11 protein-coding genes, 1 tRNA gene and 1 pseudogene are annotated in these 24,377 nt (G+C 43.1%); 8 read left to right on the top strand and 5 right to left on the bottom strand.

From position 1 onward, the window contains the following. The first annotated feature begins 428 nt into the window (after positions 1 to 428). A tRNA-Ser gene (locus NQ510_RS17185) sits at positions 429 to 513 on the top strand. Positions 514 to 592: 79 nt separating this feature from the next. Here NQ510_RS17185 and NQ510_RS17180 read toward each other — a convergent pair. The 5 genes from NQ510_RS17180 to NQ510_RS17160 form a co-directional block, all read right to left on the bottom strand. Further along, a complete protein-coding gene (locus tag NQ510_RS17180; RefSeq protein ID WP_032602313.1) occupies positions 593 to 1,252 on the bottom strand; it encodes an RDD family protein in 660 nt (219 codons plus the stop codon). Between the two features lie 3 nt (positions 1,253 to 1,255). Next, positions 1,256 to 2,014, bottom strand: a complete 759-nt coding sequence (locus NQ510_RS17175; RefSeq protein WP_005831655.1) for a hypothetical protein — start codon at positions 2,012 to 2,014, stop codon at positions 1,256 to 1,258. A gap of 294 nt (positions 2,015 to 2,308) precedes the next feature. Next, positions 2,309 to 3,091, bottom strand: a complete 783-nt coding sequence (gene istB, locus NQ510_RS17170; protein ID WP_005824105.1) for an IS21-like element helper ATPase IstB — start codon at positions 3,089 to 3,091, stop codon at positions 2,309 to 2,311. After that, positions 3,078 to 4,658, bottom strand: coding sequence for an IS21 family transposase (istA, locus tag NQ510_RS17165; protein ID WP_005829261.1), 1,581 nt, complete (start codon positions 4,656 to 4,658; stop codon positions 3,078 to 3,080). The genes istB and istA overlap by 14 nt, the downstream gene beginning before the upstream one ends. Positions 4,659 to 5,131: 473 nt before the next feature. After that, positions 5,132 to 9,202, bottom strand: coding sequence for a hybrid sensor histidine kinase/response regulator transcription factor (locus NQ510_RS17160; RefSeq protein ID WP_005831654.1), 4,071 nt, complete (start codon positions 9,200 to 9,202; stop codon positions 5,132 to 5,134). A gap of 243 nt (positions 9,203 to 9,445) precedes the next feature. Here NQ510_RS17160 and NQ510_RS17155 point away from each other — a divergent pair, with 243 nt between their 5' ends. The 7 genes and pseudogenes from NQ510_RS17155 to NQ510_RS17125 all read left to right on the top strand — a co-directional run bounded on the left by NQ510_RS17155 (position 9,446) and on the right by NQ510_RS17125 (position 24,370). After that, positions 9,446 to 11,560 (top strand): hypothetical protein, encoded by a 2,115-nt coding sequence (locus NQ510_RS17155; RefSeq protein ID WP_005831652.1) that lies wholly within the window; start codon positions 9,446 to 9,448, stop codon positions 11,558 to 11,560. Between the two features lie 200 nt (positions 11,561 to 11,760). Further along, on the top strand, positions 11,761 to 12,096 hold the full coding sequence (locus tag NQ510_RS17150) for a hypothetical protein (RefSeq protein ID WP_005831648.1): 336 nt from the start codon (positions 11,761 to 11,763) through the stop codon (positions 12,094 to 12,096). Positions 12,097 to 12,316: 220 nt separating this feature from the next. After that, positions 12,317 to 15,607: a SusC/RagA family TonB-linked outer membrane protein gene (locus NQ510_RS17145; protein WP_005831646.1), complete on the top strand. Its 3,291-nt coding sequence runs from the start codon at positions 12,317 to 12,319 to the stop codon at positions 15,605 to 15,607. Between the two features lie 12 nt (positions 15,608 to 15,619). Continuing rightward, entirely contained in the window at positions 15,620 to 17,665 is a 2,046-nt protein-coding gene (locus NQ510_RS17140) for a RagB/SusD family nutrient uptake outer membrane protein (protein ID WP_005831644.1), read from the top strand. Positions 17,666 to 18,079: 414 nt separating this feature from the next. After that, positions 18,080 to 19,781, top strand: a pseudogene (locus tag NQ510_RS17135) (polysaccharide deacetylase family protein). A 245-nt stretch (positions 19,782 to 20,026) separates the two neighbouring features. Continuing rightward, positions 20,027 to 22,000: a DUF4978 domain-containing protein gene (locus NQ510_RS17130; RefSeq protein ID WP_011965490.1), complete on the top strand. Its 1,974-nt coding sequence runs from the start codon at positions 20,027 to 20,029 to the stop codon at positions 21,998 to 22,000. A 33-nt stretch (positions 22,001 to 22,033) separates the two neighbouring features. Next, positions 22,034 to 24,370, top strand: a complete 2,337-nt coding sequence (locus tag NQ510_RS17125) for a glycoside hydrolase family 2 TIM barrel-domain containing protein (protein WP_005831635.1) — start codon at positions 22,034 to 22,036, stop codon at positions 24,368 to 24,370. The last annotated feature ends 7 nt before the right edge of the window (positions 24,371 to 24,377 follow it).

Below are 24,377 nucleotides of genomic sequence, written 5' to 3'. Positions count from 1 at the left end.
TTAGGTAGTGAATGTCCGGGGGAGTAGAGATGTTAATACTTTCTTTATATGTGGTTTATGAATTGAAACAAGAACCGAATAATAATCTGCATTATTTACAAATGATGTAGGTTTAAGGAACAGTCGTATTCTGAACCTAATTCAGTCGTATAGTGAATGCCATTCAGTCGTATACTGAATAGGGTTCAATCGTATACTGAATGTGGCTCTTTGTAAATATACTGATAGCCAGTAAGTTATAAAACTCTGTCTTGCCCTTGATAAATTTCAACAAATAGCCTAAATGCCGTTATGTTCGTTCCGTAGTGGGTATAAACAAGAATTTTGGTATAATTGCTCTGTTTTTGTGCAGAAAAGTTTGTAGAATAAAAAATGATTTGTATCTTTGCACCGCTTTAAAAGAAAAGCACTTCTGAAAAAGAAGTTTTGGAGAGGTGGCAGAGTGGTCGATTGCGGCGGTCTTGAAAACCGTTGTGCTGCGAGGCACCCGGGGTTCGAATCCCTGTCTCTCCGCAATAAACCTTGATAATTAGCGGTTTATAAGATTTACACCCAGTTTTACACCCTATAATGTAAAACTGGGTGTTTTGTTTTATTTAAGATTTTCGTTTTTATAGATTTTTCTTTTTGTGATATATGTGTTAGTCATAATATCAATTAATGATTTCCCTTTTATGATTACAGATGTGTCTACAATCAGGAAAAACAATAAAATAGTCATGTAATAATTGATGTCGAAAGTAAATCTTAGACCTACTGCGGCTATCATTAAGAGTAGTAATAAGAAACAGCGTTTGATAATTTCTTTTTCTGTTGTTGGTTGATTATTATCGGAAGCAACAGTAAGTCCACATAGAAATTTGCCTAGTGATGCGCGAAATATCCATTCCCATAAAAGATAATATATAAAATTTACAATTATAAAAAGCCCCGTTATTTGTAAATCCCAAGATAGGGTTTCACCCTTATGTGGAGCTATTAATTCAGGCTTCTGTGATATTTCTTTATAACATTGAACCCATTTTTCTGTACTTTCATAAATAGTATTGTCATAAACACTATGCATTGCTTTATATGTATCCTGAGCGGGATAAGATGATGGGACTGCATCTAATAGGGCGTAATAACTTCCTAAATGAGAAGCCATTCCGTAGGGAGATATACATAAAGCACTAATAATAAATAATACCAGGATTAAGACTTTGTCTATTAAAGAACTTGATAATCTTCGCATAAAACTAATTTTTTCCATAACTCATTTTTTATTATTCCACTTAAATGTTTTAATTATATTTGAAAAATCTGTTTCCCATTTTCTTATATCATCTTGTCTATATGATAATATTATTGTTGCAAATAGATTGTCATTAAAGAAATAATAATTGCAGACGTGAGTACGGGAATTGTTTGCTCCATTTCGCACATATTCAACTTCTATTCCGTAAGTATCTTCAATCTTAATCCAGCGCACTTCTGGTTGACCTAAAATTTTATATTCATAAGAGTTCTGTTTTGCTAGTTCTTGAAATGTATGGATGTCTTCTATAGTCAAATCTTCGTAATCTGAAAATTTAGGGTATTCTCCTAGACTTCCTTTTTGGATATCTATTATAATTCGGCAATATGTTTGATGCGCTTCGGGGGTATTAACAGATAACCCTTTCTGTTGAAAAACAACATTATTGCTATTTATTTTGTGTCCATGCCAATTCAGATTTTTAATATCTTTAGTGTATGAATCATTACTTTTTCTTAGTTCAACAGTAGGAGGTACACTAATAGAAAAAGCATTTGCTATTATGTATTTAGTCCAATTCTTGGGAGGAACATAGTTTTTTGTTGTACTAGGTTCTATATTTTTGTTTTTGACCGTTACATTGTCATAGTATCCGGCTTTATATTTTTCTAAGTTATCTTTTCTTTTATCTTTTATATAGTTATGGTAACCATTAATAAAAAAAAGAATACAACTAATTGTGATAGCTATTGCAATATTATAATTATGTCTTTTCATATTTTTATTTTAGGGTAATTCTTTAAATCCACGATAAATCCATATAGTAGCTATATAAGTAATAATCTCAACTAGCAGCGTGAAGAAAAAAGTGTTAACCTTTTCAGGATATTCATGTACGGTATAAACAATAATAAGACAAGCAAAAACAATGAGAAGTCTATTATAACCTTTGGGTAATGGTGGAAAATCCAGTGTAAGCTGCCCCCTAAAACCAAGCGATTCTGCCCCCTTAAAACATTCAACAATGCCCCCTTAAAAAGTCTTGACCGATGGGGTTATTATTATTTTAGTTTATTTCCCTCTGTATGCAGCCATTTTACGGACACTTTCTCCTGTCAGCTCAATCCGGTGCGCCGTATGTATAATACGATCCATAATGGCATCTGCTACTGTAGGGTCTCCGATTGCATCATACCAATTGTCCGTTGGCAGTTGCGAGGTGATGATGATGGACTTGCGCCCATGTCGGTCCTCTATTATATCGAGCAGGATGGGTCGTTCCTTGGCATCAAGGTTCACAAGGAAGAGGTCATCCAATATGAGCAGCGTGCTCCGTTCGATTCTCTTGAGTTCCGATTCCAGTGTGCCTTTTACTTTTGCCACCTTAAGCGTACCCATAAGTTTCGGAGCATTCGCATAATATGTCCGTATGCCCTTCTTGCAGGCTTCATACCCCATTGCTGTGGCAAGGAAGCTCTTCCCGGTACCGGATGACCCTGTGATGAAGAGGTTCTGTCCCTTGCGGATGAACTCCAGCGATGCAAGCCGCTCCATCTGATTGCGGTCAAGGCCACGCGGGATTGCATAGTCTATCTGCTCGAGGCAGGCCTTGTAGCGGAACGCCGCCCCGCGTATAAGGCGTTGGATGGCTGCATTGGCACGGTAGTCCCATTCCCTGGCAAGTAACATGTGCAGGAAAGAGTCGATTGTCATTGTTTCTGCCATAGTGGAGGTTAGGCTTTCAGTGAAGGCGGCGGCCATGCCGTGCAGCTTCATACGGTTCATCAGTTCGATTGTCAACGTGTTGCGGTCTTTTTCGACAGCTATCGGTGCGGTAAGATTATTTGTTTCCATTGTTGTCTCTATTTAAATGTTTTAATTGTGCGAAGTAGGCTGCTCCGCGGATGTTTTTGTGGATAGATGTTACGGGGACCTCATCGTCAATGTCGTCTTTTGACAGGAAGTCTGCATCATCCCCGCGTTCAAGGATCCGCCTTATCTCCTGATATCCGTATAGGCGCAGTTGCGTGGCGCATGCGCTTGCCGCCACCAACCGTTCCAGCCCGAAGGTCTTCTCCAACGCCATGATGCCTCTGCATGAACGGAACGCCGCGGGAGGATACTTCTTGAGTTCCGCCACCTTGCGCAGATACAGCAGCAGGACGTTATCTGTCTGGCCGGCCCGTTCGTAAATCTGTTCCAGATCCTTTTCATAACTTCCATGACGTCCGGGCAGTCCGTGGGCATCCTTGGTCGTATAGGAGTATGGCGTGTCATCGCGCTGGTGTGTGGTCACCAGACGCAGGCCATGATATATTTCCAGCGTGTCCGCATCATAGACAATCTCGACACGTTTGCCTATATACTCTTTCGGTACGCTGTAATGGTGAAGCCTGAAGGTGACATAGCCGTTACGCATTACTGTTGCGGAGCGTCGCTCTTTCATCTGATGGCGTATGGCGGGAAGCGGGCGGAGGCAGTCGGACTCAATCTGCTCGAACTGTTCCCGTCTGGACTGGGGACGCCCGCTCATCCTGCGTCCGTTGAAGGCCGAGAGCGATTCGGATATGGCCGCATTCAGAGACTCCAGCGAGTGGAATACAAGACCCTCGATGTCAGCGTAGACGGATCGGTAAAGTAGCTTCACGGCATTCTCCACCAAGGCCTTGTCCTTTGGATGACGTACCCGTGTGGGGTATACGGTACATCCGTAGTGTTCGGCAAATGCCGCAAACTCCTCGTTGATTACCGGCTCGTTACGGTCGCTGCGGGTTACCGCCGATTTGAGGTTGTCTGGTACGATCGCCATCGGAACCCCGCCGTAAAAATGAAGCGCGTTCTCACACGCCTTAATCAAGTCCTGTCTTGACTGGGACCAGACCGCCTCACAATAGGTATAGTGGCTGCACGGAAGTATGGCCACGAACACTTCAACGCTGCGACATTCACCGCTTTCACTGTCAACGACTTCCAGTTTGTCACCGGCGAAGTCGATATACATCTGGTCTCCGGCATAATGCTCGACATGGCCTACGACATGTGTCACCATACGGTAACGCATGAGATAGTTGCCGAAACTGGCATGTCTGTATCCGTCAGGATGGGTCTCGCGGTACTCTTCGTACAGGGTTTTCACTGTTACGCCTCGGCGGCTAAGCCGGGCAGCATACTCAGGAAGGAGTGCCTCAAGCTCAAGCTGGCGTTGTGACGGTTCCCTGTTACGGCCAACACCTTCAGAGAACATTTCCTGGATGCGAGCGGAAGGCATGGCGGCCAACTCCTTTATCGGTATACCACACTCTTGAAACAGGCGCACATATCTGCGCACCGTGTTGCGGGAAAGCTCAAAGCTCCTGCTTATCTGCTTTATCCCCATCCCCAATGCGTAACATTGGAGGATGTTTGCTATCTTTGTTGTCATAGTAGAAATGATTTTATCCCACCGGTCAAGACGGGAATCAAATCTACGAAAAATCCCCTGCCGGGCATTGCCAAGCAGGGGTATTTTTATATTGGAATCAAGGGGGTAGGATTATTTTAGCACAAGGGGGCAGAATCGCTTGGTTTTAGGGGGCAGCTTACACTGGATTTTCCAGCAAAGAACTAATTCAAATCTGTCTATTTCAAATAGACTATATTGCGTTAATTGTTAATATTATGCAACAGATTTCTAGTTGTTTGTTTGATATTAATTATCTCTAAAGAACTTATTTAGAGTCTATTTAAATTTTCTTCAAAAAGTTTTTTATTCTGTTTCTTCCTAAGTTTCTTTTCGGTCTGTTTTCCTCTTTTTATTCGTTAAATAGCTTGCTATGCTTCTCGTAAAACAGAAAAACATCCTCAAAAAGAACTCTCAAAAGAATGCTAAATAAAATTTAATTAGGCTCTTATCTTTTATTTTCTATGGCGTTTGATATATTCCGACGGAGATACGTTGAACTCCTTGAAAAAACAGTCGCGGAAATGGGGCATGTTGTTAAAGCCTGTTCTAAAGGCTGCATCCGAAACATTATATTCCCCGGTCTGTAATAAAAGGGCACAATTTCTTAATTTGATTTTTCGGACGAACTCGTTAGGTGTGAGTTCGGTCAATGCTTTTACTTTACGATAGAATGCCGAATAGCTCATATTCATGCGGTCTGTCATAAAGGCAATATCTATTTTTTCCTGCTCCAGATTATTTTCTATTAAAGAAGTCAATTTGGTAAGAAAAGCCTCATCCAGTTTGTTCAATTGTGGCTGGGTGGAAGATGGCGTTTGCAAATCGTTGGACTCTTCTGTTATTGTAGTTGGGACGTTTGCTATAAACCGTTTGGCTAAGCGTTTCTGGATTTCCAATAAATTGTTGATCCGGCTTCTTAGTAGTTTAGCACTGAAAGGCTTAGTCAGGTAAGAATCCGCTCCGCTGTTATAACCTTCCTCTTTATCTTGTATAGAATCTTTGGCTGTCAGTAAAATGACCGGTATATGACTGGTGTTCATGTCGCTTTTAATAGCCTTACATAAGGCTATTCCATTCATGTTGGGCATCATTATGTCGCTTACTATGATATTAGGAGTATATTTCAATGCTAAGGCTAACCCCTCTTTCCCGTCATCGGCTTGCAATATTCTATAGGTATCTTGCAGTTCGTTTGCAATATATTCCCGGATATCTCTGTTATCTTCCACGACCAGTAGGATAGGAAGTGTGTTTTCGGGGTCTTCTTCCACAATTTCTTTTGCAGGAATTGCTGAATCCTCTTCTTCTTTATGCAGTGCCTCGGGGTAATCATAGTCAGTCTTTATGCGAAAGAAGAAAGTGGTTCCTTTTTCAAGCACGCTTTCTACGTCCAATGAGCCATGATGCAAATCAACGAGTGACTTCACCAATGCCAGTCCGATGCCGGTACCCGAAGCTTGGTGCTTACCTTTCGCCTGATAGTATCGGTCGTAGATGTGTGGCAAAGACTCGGCATCGATGCCATAGCCGGTATCTGCCACGACCATTTCTACATAACTCGTGCCGTTTGCCTTTATCTGGTGCATAGAGAGAGTTATCTGGCCTGCCGGTGTATATTTGATGGCATTGGACAGTAGATTGTTGAGTATGATGGTGATGATTTCAGCATCGAAATAGACAGTCTTTTTCATAGGTTCTACTTCGATGTTGAAAGTCACATGTTCATTCCTGTTCAGTTCTTTGTATTTCAATCCTATCTCTGTAACCAAGTTGTTTAGATTTCCTTTGACTACTGTCAGTTGGCGGTTTTGAGTTTCTGTCTTGCGGAACTCCATTAGCTGGTTGATAAGATTGAGCAGTTGTACGGCACTACGATAGATGGTCTGTATCTTTGTGCGGAAAGGAGTAGGCATGCTTCTGTTGTCCTTTAAATCTTCCAATGGACCGATAATCAGCGTGAGCGGTGTGCGTAGCTCGTGTGCAATGTTTGTATAAAAACGCAGCCGCTCACTGTTCAGTTCGTGTTCCTTTTGCCGATTCTTTTTTTCCATTTCCAAGGACTTTTTCTCTATGTCCAAAGAATTTTGCAGTAAAAGTCTCTTTTTATATGAGCGGAAAATGAAATATATCAAAATCAATGCCAGCAATGTATAAAACAAATAGGCATACCAGGCTCTCCAAAACGGAGGATTGACGATGATGTGTAGAGGAACAATGTTGTCCTCATTCCATCCTCCGTTTTTTAGGCGTGCCTTTATCTTGAATGTATATTTGCCTGGCGTGACATTGCGGAAAGTAATGGTATTGTCATCTTCTGTATTATACCAAGAGTTATCCATTCCTTCCATCATATAAGCATATTCCACTTGCCCATTCTGTGCATAGTCTGCTGTGGAAAATGAAATGCGAAATGTGTTCCGGTCATAAGGTAAACGAATGAATCCCTCGTTGTCCGGTGTCATTGTTTCCGATTTTCGTCCTCCCTCTTGTGTATTGAAGCTTTCACAGGATATGATTTCTATAGAAGAAACGGTTTCGTTGGCTTCAATTGTTTGCGGATTGAAATAGCAAACTCCATGTAACGAACCAAAATAGATAGTGCCATCTGGTGTTATGGTTGCCGAGCCCTCTACAAATCCTCCCATAGGAACTCCATCCTGATAATCATAATTATGGAATTTTTGCTGATAAGCATTCCAACAGGCTATGCCGGTATAGGTACTGACCCATATATTCCCCATCTTATCCTGTTGAATGGCCCGGATATGACTGTCTGCCAACCCATTTTTTTCATCATAGACCTCTATTTGCTCCGGATAGTTGGAGTCTTTTACATAGGCTAATCCTTTATAAGTTGCAATCCATAATCCTCCTTGCCTGTCTTTGTATATTTGGTTAATGTTGTTGGAACAGAAATTCTTATCTTCATGCAGATGTATAAGCTCTTTATTATTGGCATCAAGAATGTATATACCGGAACCTAATGTGCCCATCCATGTCTTCTGTTGCTTGTCCTTCATTATGGCAAAAACTGTAGGTGGCCAGTTTTTCCAGCTATTCATCGCAATCTTGTTTATAGTCCCTTTACTATAAGTATATAACCCTATTTCACTGCCTATCAGCATTGTCCCGTCCTCATCTTCATAGAAAACACGGATATCCAAGTTATCCACATCCAAATCCACATGGCTGAAAAAGTCTTTTTGTGGATTGTAGCACATGACTCCTTCATCGTTGATTCCCAGCCAAAGATTATTGTTTTTATCTTTTTCTATGGTATAAATGACCGAATAGGAACGATACATATATGTGGAAAGATTCACGCGTCTGGATATCTGATGTCCGTCATATAGGGACAATTCATTTTCTCCTCCCAACCATACAGTGCCATCCGGATTGGCTTTTACTCCATAAATTCGTTTCCGGATTTTTGTTTCACCTATTTCATAGAAATAAGGTATGATATGAAAGTTTGATTGGTTATGGCTGATAAAATCAAGACCGGAACTGTAGTTGCCAATCCATACATTGCCAAATTTATCTTCTTGTATCATTCGTGTGTTGGGAGAAGACAGACTGCTGTTAAGATGGGTAATATTCTTAAACTCTAAATTCTCAACATTTTGAGTACTAAAATTATGTAAATCCAGTAGGCTGATTCCTCCTAAATCGGAAGCTATCCAAAGATTTTCATCCTTCGTCTCTGTGATGCAATGAATGTTGTCTCCTACCAGTGAATGCTCATTTTTGTTGTCGTGTCGGAAACAGGTGAATGTCTCTGTCATCGGATTGAACAAAGCCAGTCCGCCATTGGTTCCCACCCATATATTTTTCAGGTGGTCTATGAAGATGGAGCGTACATTATCTCCGGGAATACTTTGAGGATCATCTGGTTCATGAAGATATTTTTTTGCAGTTTTCTCCTTTAAGTTGATTATTGTCATTCCATTCCCTATGTGACCTACGTATAAAGCTCCGTTCTTGTCATCTCTGCAACAGCGGTTTCTTCCGGTCAATCCCGGAATGTTTCGGCTATTGTATGAGATGATTTTCTTTGTCTGTTTGTCATAGAAGTCTATTTCCCCACTTAAATATGCAATCCATACGCCTTTATCCCCAGCTGCCGGCATAATGTCGGTTACACTATTGCTGGACAATCCTTCATCTGTTGTGAAATCTTTGAATTGTTGCGTCCGGCAGTCGAACAGACTGATACCTTCTTGTCTGGAGCCAACCCATAGTATATTCTCGGATGGATCATAATACAGGGAGGTAAGTTCATTACTTACCAGTCCGGAATTACTTTCCTTATATACAATATTGCTCCCATTGCCGACCCATTTATTCAACCCCGCTTCCGTTGCAACCCAAACACATCCTTGTTGGTCAATTGCCATATCCAATACAAAATCGTTGGACAAGCCGTTTTGCGAACTGATGTGCTTAAAGTTGTAAGTTGCTTGTCCGGCCAAATTTTGGAGTATGGACAAGCTGATGATAAGATATGTCAATAGATTCTTCATGCACTGTATTTTTCAATGATACAAAATTAAGCATTTGCCATTGATATGGCATAATAATTTGAATAAAGAAAGAAAAACAACCCTAAAAGATGGATTTCCATCTTCTTTAACGCCTTTATAGGCGTGGAATAGTATTTAGAAAGAATACTAACTTCAAAAAAGAACTTTCCATCCCCCTTGTTCACGGTAAAACCTATAATTTTGTAGGGTCACTTTTGACATAACTCTTAATACATATATTTTATGACAAGAAAAACATTGCTGGTATTTCTCAGCTTCCTGCTTGCAACGGGTATCAATGCCCGTTCAGTTGGTTTGTTCGGACATGACAAGCTGGATGTGTCCGATACCGTTCGGTTTGCGGTCAATCCGTTTACCGGTGCCATTGACGAATTGACTGTTGAAGGCGACAAGCATCACATGAACTGGATAGTGAAAACTGACGGCAGTCAATACCCTTGGATTACGGAAAGATACAGTTGGGGATTGGGCTATTTCACGCAAGTAAAAGGACATGAAAGCCTGAAAAAGGAATGGATGCGCCCTCTTGTAGTAGAGGACGAAGGAAAAAAGGTTCTCTATAAGGAGGGTGACGTACTTATCCGTGCCGAACGCAGCATGGATGGTGGTGATTTGATAGAAGAGTACACTTTTACGAACAAGGGCGGAGAGCGGATCTGGTTGTACGATATAGGCATTTACACTCCATTTAATGATAATTATCCGAATTCTCAAACCTGCATCACCAATCGTTGCCATGCGCATGTATGGAATGGCGGAAGCGGTGCATACGTCAATGCGTTGCGAATGGGTTTTGAAGCCCCCCATGTAGGGATGATGCTGACCGAAGGAGCCATTGACAGCTATGAGATATGGGGACGGGGCAGGAAAACGAGCAGTTCGCACATGCGTGGTATATTTGCCATGAACCTGCCGGACATGCGTCTGAATCCGGGAGAGTCGTATCGCCTGAAATGGCGGTTGTTCTCGCATGGGGGAAAAGCGGACTTTCGTGACAAAATGTTGGACAAAGGCGGTGTGCTTGTCTCATCAGATAAATATGTATATGAAATAGGTGAAATGGCTTACGTTACTATGCGATGCAATTCTCCGCTCCGAAACTGTACTGCAAAGATAAATGGTATCCCCGTCAAAGTCTATCATGCAAACGGCATATGGACGGTAAAACACAAAATGGAGCAGGCGGGAGAAATGAGGGTGGAGTTCTGCTATGGCAACGGAAAGAGAACCCATGCCGACTTACTGGTAATAGATAATGTAAAAGATTTGGTGAACAAACGCATATCGTTTATCCGCAATCGTCAGCAGATGAACAATCCTCGCGACTTGCGCGACGGGGCGTATATGGTTTATGACTGCGAGGCCGACAGCATTTATCCGAACAACACGCCCAACTGTAACCCGGTGGACCGTGACGAAGGTGCCGAGCGTGTAGGTATGGGCGTGCTGTTGGCCAAGCAATACCTCTTGTCCGACAAGAAAGACAATGATTTGAAATCCTCTCTTCTCCGCTATGCAAAATTTCTCCGTACCCGTTTGCAGACACCCGAATACGTCACCTATTCCAGTGTGGATCAAAAGAACCGGAACCGGGCATACAACTATGTCTGGATTGCCGAATTCTATTTCTATATGTATCGGGCTACGGGAAACAGACAGTTTGTCCGTGACGGTTACGAAACGCTTCGTTCCATGTTTCGCCAGTTCGGTCATGGCTTTTACGGCATCGGTTATCCGGTATGTTTAGGGTTGCAATGTTTGAAAGAAGCCAAGATGGAGAACGAACACCAGCTACTGCTGGATGACTTCAAAACGATTGGTGACAAATTCATAGCCAACGGGGTGAACTATCCGGCCAGTGAAGTGAATTATGAACAGAGCATCGTGGCCCCGGCCCTGCAACTGCTCGCTCAAGTCTATTTGGAAACCAAGGAGCGGAGATATCTGGACGAGGTCAAGCGGCAACTTCCCGTTGTGGAGGCGTTCAACGGTTTTCAGCCCAGTTTCCACCTGAACGAGATAGCTATCCGCCATTGGGACGGGCATTGGTTTGGCAAATACGAGCTTTTTGGCGATACTTTTCCTCACTATTGGAGTACGGTTACTGCATCGGTTTACCATTATTATGCTTTGTGTACCGGCGATACATCTTATCAGAAGTTGGCCGAAGAGATTGTGCGCAATAACCTCTGCTTGTTTTTTGAAGACGGGAAGGCTTCCTGCGCCTACATGTATCCGCATAAGGTCAATGGAGAAAAAGCGCATTTCTATGACCCTTATGCCAACGACCAAGATTGGGCATTGGTATATTGGCTACAGGTGATGAAGAATCTGTAAGAATGGTGTAACAGACATAGATGATAGGATTGGGAATCTTTCATGATAGCGAAAGATTCCCAATCCTTTTTTGTGCCCTTTTATTTAGAAAGAAATGAAACCTTTTTAGAAACATTACAAATTACGGCTTGTGCTTATTATAACTAATTTTGTCACAACTTGAAATAATATTTCCAACGTTAACAAAAGACTATGAAAATATGGCAAAAAATGTATTGAAAGCATGGCCGGTGGACAACACCGTGACTACCGATGACAAGGCGGACAAGATTTTCTCTTTGGAGACTACCCACAGCATCGACAAGGGAAATCATACTGGATCGCATGGTGGCAAAGAATCCTGGCGTGCGGTGCGAGACGATGGCGAATATACGCTTACAGTGACTACGCAGTACAGGGGCGGTGGCGGCGACCTGCTGAAGACACCCCGCAGCACTTCCCATACCATTTACATAGGTAAAGCACCTGAAGGCAGTGGCTCCACCGAGAAACCGGGCGGCAGTGACGGAGATTCTGATGACTCTCCGATGGACTAAAAAACACTCATCGTATAGACAAAAAATATAATAGGATAAGACATAGGCTTTTAAAGGTAAAAGGGAGTATTCAGGATAACACTTTGCTTCCGCTATATTTCGGGGCAGATTCTTGACCAAGGTAGTCAAGCACTTTGACTAAGGTAGTCACGACCTTTGACCAATCCAGGGGCGTTCAAACAGGAACCAAATTTATTAATCTAATTTTAATACCAGAACAATGAAAACAGAGACTTTTAAATTCTCCCGTAAGGCGACGACAGCCTTATTGCTCTGCACGGGGCTTGTGGCAAGCCAGCCGCTATCCTTGTGGGCAGAGAATGATTCCGGTGCCGTGCAGATTGTACAGCAACAGAAAATCACCGTGAAAGGCACAGTGAACGATGCCATGGGACCCGTCATCGGGGCCAGCGTTGTGGAAAAGGGCAACTCTTCCAATGGTACGATTACCGACATGGATGGTAATTTCTCCTTGTCGGTGCAGCCGGGAACTGTACTCGTCGTATCGTACATAGGATACAAGACACAAGAGGTGACGGCCACTGTCGGCAAGGCAATTAACGTTACACTGCAAGAAGACAATGAGATGCTGGACGAAGTGGTTGTGGTGGGTTTCGGTACGCAGAAGAAAGTCAATCTGACCGGCTCGGTTGGCATTGCCACAGCCAAAGAAATAGAATCCCGTCCGGTAACATCAGCGGTTCAGGCCTTACAAGGTCTAGTCCCCGGTCTGAAAATCAGTACGAGCACCGGAGAGTTGGATAAGAACATGAGTATTTCTGTCCGTGGTACAGGAACTGTAGGCAGCTATTCAAGTGGTAGCCCGTTGATATTGATTGACGGCACGGAAGGGGACTTGAACACCATCAATCCACAAGATATTGAGAACATATCTGTTTTGAAAGATGCGGCAGCTTCCTCCATTTATGGTTCACGTGCACCGTTCGGTGTGATTCTTGTCACGACCAAGAGTGGTAAAGCCGGGAAAACTTCCGTAAACTACAACAACAGCTTCCGTATAGGCAGCCCTATCAATATGCCGGAATCGATGGATTCATACTCTTTTGCCGTGATGTTCAATGAAGCTTACAAAAATCAAAAGGGAAGTGGACAGGTTTTTACGGACGAGGTGATGCAGAAGATGCTGGATTTTCAAGCCGGAAAACTTACCGGAGGAATGGATTCTGATCCGGCAAATCCGAATGCATGGAACTATCCGTGGTACAATGCGTATGCCAACGTAGACATATACAGTGAAATGTTTAAAAGCAGCGTATTCTCTCAGGAGCATAATGTAAGCGTGAACGGAGGATCGGAAAAGGTGACTTATTATGCTTCTTTCAATTATTTGGATCAGGGTGGTTTGCTGGAATACGGTGAAGATGGATTGAGCCGCTACAACGTGGCTGCTAAAATCAATGCCAATATCACAAAATGGCTGAAATTCAATTACAGTACACGTTTTACGCGTAATGATGTTTGGCGACCGACATCCTTCAACTCACAGTTTTATGACTATTTTGGCCGTATGACTTGGCCAAATATGCCTATGTACGATCCGAACGGGTATCCATACGGAGAGGTTAGGAATATCGCGGAAGGCGGGCAACGCGATGTACAAACTGATCGGCACTACCATCAGGCGACGTTGATTATCGAACCGATAAAAAATTGGGTCACTAATATCGAACTCAATTATCGCATTACGGACGGCGGTGTCAAGGAGACTACATTGCCCGCATACAACCATTTGCCGGATGGTTCCGTCGATGATACAAAAGCGAATTCGAGCCTGTACCAGGAAGATACAAAGGAAAACTATTTGAATTTCAATGCTTATACGTCTTATTCGCATACTTTTAATGACACGCACAACCTGAAGGTTATGCTCGGATTTCAGTCAGAAGAAACGAAATACGATTTCTCATCCACTAAGAAATACGGTCTGATGGTTAATGGTCTCCCCCAATTTGACCTGACTACCGGACTGGACGGTACAGGAAACAAGAAAGACACGGAAGTAAGTGGATATCATAATGAATGGGCTACGGTAGGCTTTTTCGGCCGTCTCAACTATGACTATAAGGGACGCTATTTGGCGGAAGTGAATATGCGTTATGACGGGACATCTCGCTTTCGTCGAGGTTCCAGATGGCAATTGTCTCCTTCTTTCTCTTTAGGGTGGAACATAGCGCAAGAAGAGTTTTGGAAACCAATAGAGAATATAGCCAACTTGTTGAAAGTCCGTTTTTCTTACGGTGAACTGGGAAACCAGAATATCAACAATTGGTATCCTACTTATCGAACAATTTCTATTGGTTCACTGAATGGAGACTGGTTGCAAAATGGATTATCTCCTAATACTTCATCTGTCGGCGGCCTGATAAATACGGCTCTTACTTGGGAAAAGGTCCGTACATGGGATGTTGGCGTGGATTACGGACTATTCAATAATCGCTTGACCGGTTCTTTTGATTACTTTGTCCGTTTCACAGAAGGTATGGTAGGCCCTTCTGCCGAACTGCCTGCAACATTGGGCATATCAACTCCCAGTTTCAACAACAGCGACTTACGGACGAAAGGCTGGGAAGTGTCAATTGGCTGGAAAGACCGTCTGAAAAATGGTTTGGGATATGGCATTAACTTGTCATTGTCAGATCAAATCACGATGATTGACTCTTATCCGGACAACAAGACATTGTCCATCGACTCCTATCTGCCAGGATACAAGGATGGACTTATTTGGGGATATGAAACCATCGGCATAGCCAAAAGCGATGAAGAAATGCAGGCACACCTGGCTTCTCTGCCTAAAGGAGGACAAGATGCAGTGGGCTCGCAATGGGCAGCCGGTGACATCATGTATAAAGACTTGAACGGTGATGGCAAAATCAGCGAGGGAGCACGTACCTTGGGAGATCATGGCGATTTGAAGATACTGGGAGACACTTATTCGCACTACTTCTTTGGAATAGATCTGAATGCCGATTGGAAAGGATTCGATTTCCGGGCTTTCTTCCAAGGCGTTTTGAAACACGACTATTGGGGTAGTGGAAACTTCACTGGCATGTTGTTCGGTGTACGCGGCGGATACAGCCGCTGGCATACACGAGGATTCAAACAGCATGAAGATTATTTTCGTGCAGAACCCGCCGGGCTGGAAGGGCATGAGCTTCCCGCTAACCTCGATTCGTACTATCCACGGCCTATTTTCTCCGATTCATCCGATGGAACCAGCTTCGGAGCAAAGAATCAAAAGGTACAGAGTCGTTATGTGCAGGATGCTTCCTACATACGCTTGAAGAACTTGCAGTTTGGTTACACCCTACCTGCTAAATTTACAAATAAGTTCGGGATAAACCGTTTGCGCATATTCGTTTCTGGTGAAAACGTTTGGACCGGGACTGGTTTGACCAAGTTGTTCGATCCGGAAACCATTAGCGGCGGTAATGGAGGAAATGCTTATCCGTTGTCACGCACGTGGTCTTTTGGCTTAAGTTTAACTTTATAAATTTAGAATACAATGAAGATAAGACATCTATTTTTGACAGCTGCATCTATTTTGTGTGGCAGCATTTTTATCTCTTGTGAGGATTTCCTAGATCGGGAACCGGAATCGTCCATCTCTCCGGAAATATATTTTACCGATGCTAGCCAGTTGCAGTCATGGGCCGATAAGTTTTATTCTGCCATATTGCCCTCTTCCGGCAAAAACAGCTACGGATTTTATGCCGAAGATAAACATACGGACAATCAGATAGCTTCTGATACTCCTAATCGCTTGACTAAAACACTGTGGAAAGTACCGCAGGACGATAGCAACTGGAAATTCGAGAATATTTATCAATTGAATTACTTCTTGGATAATGTCCTTCCTAAATTCGGTGAAAATTTAGATGGATCGCAGAACCAGATTTCGGGCAATTTACAATCTATCCGCCACTACATAGGCGAAATCTACTTTCTTCGTGCGCTCGATTACTTTAACCGCTACCAGAAGTTCGGAGATTTCCCTATCGTTGAACATGCACTGACAGATGACATGGAGGCTACCACCGAGGCAAGTAAACGCAGTCCGCGCAACGAGGTGGCTCGTTTTATCCTTTCCGACCTAGACAAGGCTGCCACGTTGATGGATGGGATAGACTTTGCCACCACCCGGATTAACCGCGACTTGGCACTGCTGCTTAAATCACGTGTAGCCCTATATGAAGGGACATTCCTGAAATATTTCAAAGGGACAGCTTTTGTTCCCAATGGCGAAGGATGGCCAGGTAAAAGCAAAGAATACAATGCCAATTATGAATATCCGAGCGGAAACATAGATAACGAGATAAATTTTTTCTTGGATGAGGCAATGGCCGCCTCTAAGGAAGTGGCCGAGAAATACAAAGGGCAGCTGACCGCCAACACCGGAATGCTGCAACAGGCTGCGGACGATCCGGAGAATCCCTACTATAACATGTTCTGCGATGAAGATTTGTCCAGTTATCCCGAAGTGCTGCTGTGGAGACAATATACAATGAACAAGGGAAATGATATTGCCTTGGCAGCCAACATGGGGAATTGGGGCGTTGGAATTACTCGCTCTTTTGTACAGAATTTCCTGATGGCTGACGGTACTCCCGTATATACACATGGAACGTACGCGGACGGTGATGGCTACTATATGGGCGACCAGACGATAGCCGATGTCCGTACCAACCGTGACAGTCGTTTGTCTCTCTTTTTGAAAGAGCCCGGGCAAACGAACATCGTGTGGGATGACCAGCCCGGACAGAGCCTCAATTTGATAGAACCCGTACCTAATATTATCGTAGGCGATATGCAACGTGCTTATACCACCGGATATGCTTTGCGCAAAGGCGGAGCACTCAATTCAAAATACTGCATACAGCTTAAGGGATACGTTGCATTGGTGTGCTATCGGGCTGTTGAGGCCTTGCTTAACTATATGGAAGCAAGCTACGAAAGGACTGGGACACTAGATGCCACTGCTCTCGGCTACTGGCAGGCTATTCGCAGTCGCGCCGGGATAAGCACGGACATCGATGCCACCATTGCAGCTACCGAGATGGATAAGGAAGCAGAGAACGATTGGGGGGCTTATTCCGGTGGAAAGCTACTTACTGACAAGACATTGTATAACATCCGTCGCGAACGGCGGTGTGAAATGCTGGCCGAAGCTTTGCGCAACATGGATGTCTGCCGTTGGAGAGCAATGGATCAATTGATAACCAGCCCCTATGTACCCCAAGGATTTCACTTGTGGAATACGCCGATGGAGCATTGGTATGACAATAGTGACGGTACATCGGCTCTGGTATCCGATGGTACAAGCAACTCCAATGTATCGCCGTCTAGCTACAGCGAATATCTTTGCCCATTCCAAAAGACATCGAACCAGATAGGATATGGTGGATTTACTTGGAACATGGCTCATTATCTGTATCCGATACCTATAAAGCAGTTCCTGCTGACTTCACCGGATGGTACCAATGTAGAAGAATCCGTCATTTATCAGAATCCATACTGGCCAATCAAGGCTGATGCCTCAGCTGAAAAATAGATATGCTTAACAGCATACGTGTGATAGAATAGAATATGGTGTTTGGAAAACATATTCCCAGTCAAGACAGAAATAGAGATGAATTTATCCTCGTCTCTATTTCTGTCTTAATTGAGAATCCGACTACCACCATAAGGGAAGATATCTTTTATAGAAGATTATCAACCTTTCTGCTATTAGCCCGGTATTTAGGTGGTATTCCATCCCTTTTAGACAGATTTTTCACCTATTCATATCCCCTTCCTTCTATAATTTTGCAGGAACCATATAATGTACAACTTTATTAATATCACGAATTGAAATAAATGTGAAATAGAGATTGGTAGTATTATCATTATGCTATTGCCGTATGAACTGTAATTGTACATTATCATATATCTTATTTTTATGTTCTTTCTTGTAAAAAAATATATCATGAGAAAGTTGAATTCGAAATTACTATATGTATTTTGTGCGCTTCTTTTCTTTTCCGCTTTTACTAGCGGAAAGAAGGATATAATCACCATTTTTATGATAGGTGATTCTACTATGGCGAATAAAAGTCTGAAGAATGGAAATATTGAACGTGGTTGGGGACAGATGCTTCCTGAATTTTTGATTGGCGATGTACGGGTGGACAATCATGCCATGAATGGTCGGAGTTCACAGAGTTTTATCGATGAAGGACGTTGGGATGTCGTACTCTCCAAATTGAAGAGCGGAGACTATGTATTTATCCAGTTCGGTCATAATGATGAGAAATCTGCCGAAGAGCTACATACTATTCCCGGAAGCACTTTCGATGAAAACTTGCGTAGATTTGTAAGGGAGACGCGAGCAAAGGGAGCTTATCCGGTGCTGTTTAATTCAATTGTGCGCCGGAATTTTCCACCGGAAGGGACCATTGGGCATAAAGGCAGTTATGAGACGGAGGGAAGCACATTGGTAGACACTCATGGAGAGTATTTGGAATCACCAAGAAGAGTGGCAAAAGAAATGGATGTTCCTTTTGTAGATTTGAATAAGCTGACGTATGATTTGGTAGTCAGTATGGGGGTAGAGAAGTCAAAAAGCCTTTTCATGTGGGTACCTACGGGAATATATGATTTCTGCCCAAAAGGAAAAATTGATAACACCCATCTGAACATTTCTGGTGGAAAGGTGGTGGCGGGAATCGCGATGGAAGCTGTTGCCAAAGTTGTGCCGGAACTAGCTGCATATATGCGTTCTCACGATTCGGAAGTATATGTGGCAGATTATAAGGACGATAAGCAATGTGCTATCAGCTATACTTTCGATGATGGTCTGGAAGAACACTATACGCTTGTTTTCCCGGAAATGGAAAAAGTAGGTTTCAAAGGGACTTTTTGGATATGGGGAAAAGGGATAGAGAATGTGACGGAGCAGCAAGATAAACCACGTATGACTTGGACGCAAATGAAAGAAATGTTTGATAAAGGGCATGAAATATCCAGTCACGGTTGGTCACATGCAGATTTGAGGCATCTTAGTCTGGAAGAAGTGAAAGCGGAAGTTGGCAGGAATGATAGCATTATTCAGGCTGAAATAGGCGAAAGGCCGCTAACCTTCTGTTATCCGTTTAATTCTTATAATGAAGATGTACGGCGGATTGTTTCAGAAAATAGAATAGGTACACGTATCAAACAATATGCCATAGGAGGTGAGAAATCAAAATCAACGGTTGAATCGCTGGATAAATGGGTAAAGGAGCTCATGATTTCCAATGATTGGGGAGTGACTATGATACATGGAATTTCTACCGGTTATGATGCCTTCACTTCCCCGGATATATTATGGGAACATTTTCGTAGAGTGAAAAATCAGGAATACGATATTTGGGTAGGTACTTTTCGCGAGGTAGCGGCATATGTTAAAGAGCGGAGGAATGTACAACTGGATATTGTGAAAAAGGAATCGCAGTGGGCAGTTATACCTCGTTTGTTACTGGACAAGGAATTATTTAATGAACCTTTGACAATGGTGCTGAATAAGAAAGGAAAGGGAAAAGTGAAGGTGTATCAAAACGGAAAGAGACTGTTAGTAAAAAAAACGGGATGATAAACAGGTCTTTGATTTCAATCCGTATGGGGGAACTATAAGAATAAGTTTTTTTTGATAATCCAGCACAGCTAAAGGAACATCCCGTTGGTGGAATTTATCTCGAACTTGATTCTGCCAATAGGTAGGAGAAAATATCGTTTATAAGAGCAGATTAGCAACCTTTCTGTTATTAGTCCGGTATTTAGGTAGTATTCCATCCCTTTTAGACGGATTTTCCACCTATTCATATCTTCTTCCTTCTATAATTTTGCAGAAACAATATCATGTATAACTTTATTAATGTCACGAATTGAAATAAGTATGAAACACAGATTGGTAGTATTATCATTATGCTATTGCTGCATGAACTGGTCGGCAATGGCAAACGCGAAAAATGTTGTTCCTACAGAAAGGAAGCAACAGGTCATTTCAAATGTAGACACAAGCCTTGAAGGTACACAGAAGTATGTGCTTCGGGTGACAGGTACGCCGTTTTATATGACCAATATACAGTTGCGGCTGGATTTGCTGAGATATTCTGAAGAATGGAGCATGGACTTGTGTGAAAAACTTGTTGCGCAAGTGGCGGCAGACGGATTCAATACAGTGTCTGTTCCGGTACATTGGTATGAGGTGGAGCCGAAAAAGGACCGGTTCGATTGGACTATCCTGGACAGTTATCTGAAGCTGGTGAATAAATATGGGTTAAAAATGGAAATGCTCTGGTTTGGTGCAAACAGCGGAGGGCATGTGCAATGGCTGGGACGTCCTAATAAAAATGCCGTACACTTACGCACACCGGACTATGTGCTTTATTCCCCTTCACCATCTTCTAAAGAAACAACTAGTGAATTTACCATCCGGAGAGATATGTCTGACTACACGTTGGATATTGCAGATGACCGTTTGCGCGAAAGGGAAACCTATGTGTTGAAAGAAGTAATGAACCACATAGCCGATTGGGATGCTGCCAATGAGAAGAAGCATCCTGTAATCGGTGTGCAAATCAATAATGAATTCATTGGGATGCGAACCACGTTTCCCAATTCGTTAGCTATTTCTTATCTGAATGGAGTGGCCGGTGCGGTGAAACAATCGGATTATGTTGTATGGACCCGTGCCAATTGTGTGTTTTGGAACGTTGCCGGACGGATCCAAGAGAATGAAGCCCACAGGCTTTCAGGGGAAAAGACTAATCTTGATTTTGTAGGAATTGACACTTACCGGCATCATTTTGCTTCGGATGCCTCATTCATTGCCAGTATGCGTAACAATGTCCCATACGTTGGCAAGAATTTCCGGATGATTATGGAAACCAATTCGGGTATTCCTATCTCTGCCCAGATGCATTTGGCTGCCTTGTCGGGCAATGCTGCTTTCGACTATTATAGTATAGAAGCGCTCTATGGCAGGAATGGGAACAAGATTGTTCCGCTGGTAGGGCACTTGGACGACATACGGCGCATGAACAAGATTTTACAGAGCGACCCGGTGGACCTTGCTACCAAGACGCATGGTTACGGATTGTTTGTACACAATTGGGAAGGCGTTGATGGAGGTACGAGTACTGCCAACAGCGGAATATCATACTCCCCTATTTATCCGACATCGCAAGGTATCAGTATTCTGCGTAGTGATACGGAGGTAGTTTTGATGAGCACCGGTGGAGGACGTTTCACATTGCCTGTTGGCATGCAAGTGGAAAGCGCATCGTATGGTTATTTCGATAAAGGTAATCAGTGGGTGGGACAAGGTAACGTCAGCTTGGGACAAACGGAATTGTTCGACACGGCATCTGACAAAAATCCGTCGGTATTCGTGGAGGCAGGCACTACCGTGTTACTGAAATGCAAAGGGACCTTGTTCCCGAAACCTTATCAGATAGTCCAGGCAGAGTTTGTATCGCTCAGTTCGGATGCTGTTGCGGAATATGACATCCAGAATATTGGGTTTGCCGGGAATGGTTATGTGAAATTGCCTTCTCATGAGGGTGCATATATTACTTGGGAACAACTGGACGGTAAGGAAGGGGGCGAACATATCATCCGCATCCGTTATTCTTTGGAGGACAACCGGCAGGCCAGCCATATTCTGACTGTGAACGGGAAATCTTATCGGATAAAACTGGAACCTACAGGAGGAGGCACTAAATATAATTATTTCAGTATTTCTGTACCGTTGCAGAAGGGGAAAAACAATACCATTCATTTGGAAACGACAGGTAACTATTATCGTCCTAATAGGGTTGTTGTGCCAGCTCCTGCAGGAAATATCGATGAAATACAGATACTATGAAAGAGTTGAAACATATCATAATATTAATCACTTATGCAGAAACGTAATTTATTAATAATCATTTTATTCTTGTTTACCGGGACAATAGGATGGTCTGCCGAACGTATCCGGCAGAATTTTGATTTCGATTGGCAGTTCCGTTTGGGAGAACAAGGTATCTATAAACCTGTCCAGCTTCCGCATGACTGGAGTATTGAACTGGACTTTAACGAAGAGGTGGGTCCTGAAAGTGGATATTTGCCGGGGGGTATAGGTTATTATAAGAAAGATTTCAATGTGCCTGCGTCTTACAAAGGTAAGCGGGTCAGCATTGTGTTCGATGGCATCTATCATAAAGCTACCATCTATCTGAACGGACAGGAGGTAGATTACCATCGTTACGGATATACTTCATTTGAAACTGACTTGACTCCTTACTTGAAATATGGAGGAAAGAATACATTGAGCGTGAAGGTAGATCATTCGGAGAAATCGCGCTGGTACACTGGCTCGGGTATTTATCGCCACGTATGGATGCAAGTAACCAATCCGATACATGTCAAGATGTGGGGTACATATATTACCACTCCCCGAGTGTCGGCAGAATCGGCCATCGTATCTTGTGTAACAACTGTAGCCAATACTTCGGCATTGACCGGTGAAATAGAAATTATGCAACGAATAGTGGATGCACAAGGCAATCTGTTGAAGATAAACGGCAAGCAGTATGCAGCCCGAACAGAGGTTGTGATGCCGGAAAACGGGACAAAAGATATTGCACAGTCTTTCACGCTGTCCAACCCACAATTGTGGAATTTGGAAAAACCTTATCTTTATCGTTTGGAAACAATATTGAAACAAAAGGGAAAGGTGATAGACCGTTACACGACCCGTTTCGGGGTGCGGACCATCGGTTTCGATAAGGACAAAGGCTTCTTCTTGAACGGGAAGAATATCAAGATGAAAGGTGCGTGCCTGCATCAGGATGCTGGATGCTTGGGGGTTGCCGTTCCAAACCGTTCATACGAACGCCGTCTGACTATCTTAAAGGAGTTTGGAGCAAATGCCATCCGCTGTTCACACAATCCGCCTTCACCGGAGTTCTTGAATTATTGTGATTCCATTGGTTTCTTAGTCGTTGACGAGGCTTTCGACAAGTGGAAGTCGGGATATTATGAGCAGTTCTTTGATGAATGTTGGCAACAAGATATTCGTGACATGATTGTGCGCGACCGTAACCATCCTTCCATCGTCCTTTGGAGTATCGGCAATGAATTGGCAGAAGCCACCCGTAAGGACAACGTGGGTGTGGAACGTGCCACCTTGTTGCGTGACTTCGTACATAAATTAGAACCGACACGTCCAACCATGTTGGCACTGGCACCGGCATACCAAGATAAGTTTGCTTCAGTAACTGATGTGGTAGGGTATAATTATAGCGAACTATCTTATATAGAGGACAAGAAAAAGCATCCTGAACGAATCGGCCTGATAAGTGAAAGTTATCCCTATTATAGCGGATTGAGACCTTATGAGGCAAGGGATTACTCTCCCAAGAATCCGTGGAATTATGTGATGGAAAATGATTACTTTTGTGGATCGTTTGTTTGGGCCGGAGTCGATTATATCGGAGAAAGCATGGGTTGGCCGAGTAAGGGATGGGCTGCTACGCTTTTCGATATGTGCATGGACGAGAAGCCTCGTGCCGCCTATTTACGTGCGATGTGGACAGACAAGCCTGTCTTGAAAATGGCTGTCGTGGACTATAGCATAGATGAAGATCCGGGTAAGGACCACTGGCAGACACCGCCTATGGTGCATGACTGGACTTTTCCATATACCGATTCACGTGTGTTGCCAATTCATACCCCATCTAATTGTGACGAAGTGGTACTGATAGATCCACGTGGAAAGAAATATGGACCGCGCAAACCGAAAGACTATCTGAATAATACCATTATTTGGAATCAGCCTTATCGACCTGGGAAGGTGGTTGCTATCGGATACAAGGATGGTAAAGAGGTGTGCCGCGACAGCATTCAGACAAGTAAAATTAAAGCAGCATGTTTCACACTTACACCTGACAAAACCGTATTGCAAGCAGACGGACAAGACCTTGCTTTCATTGCTTTACAATTATTTGATGAAAATGGGGTGCCTGTAAGGATAAACGACCGTGTGGTAAATGCAACAGTGGAAGGCACTGGAAAATTGCTGGGGATAGATAGTGGAGAAATGCGTCGAGCATATCGTTTCAACAGCCATGAGCTTCCTACTTATCAGGGCAGGTGCATGCTGGTGATACAGGCTGGACGAAGTAAGGGGATGATGAGCGTAAAGGTTTGCGTAGAAGGCCTTCCTGAACAAACAATAACGATAAAAGTACACTAATTTTTAT

Source organism: Bacteroides uniformis, assembly GCF_025147485.1.
Taxonomy (GTDB): Bacteria; Bacteroidota; Bacteroidia; order Bacteroidales; family Bacteroidaceae; genus Bacteroides; species Bacteroides uniformis.
Note: the sequence above shows the minus strand (reverse complement) of the source record. Positions and strands in the feature narration are given on the sequence as shown.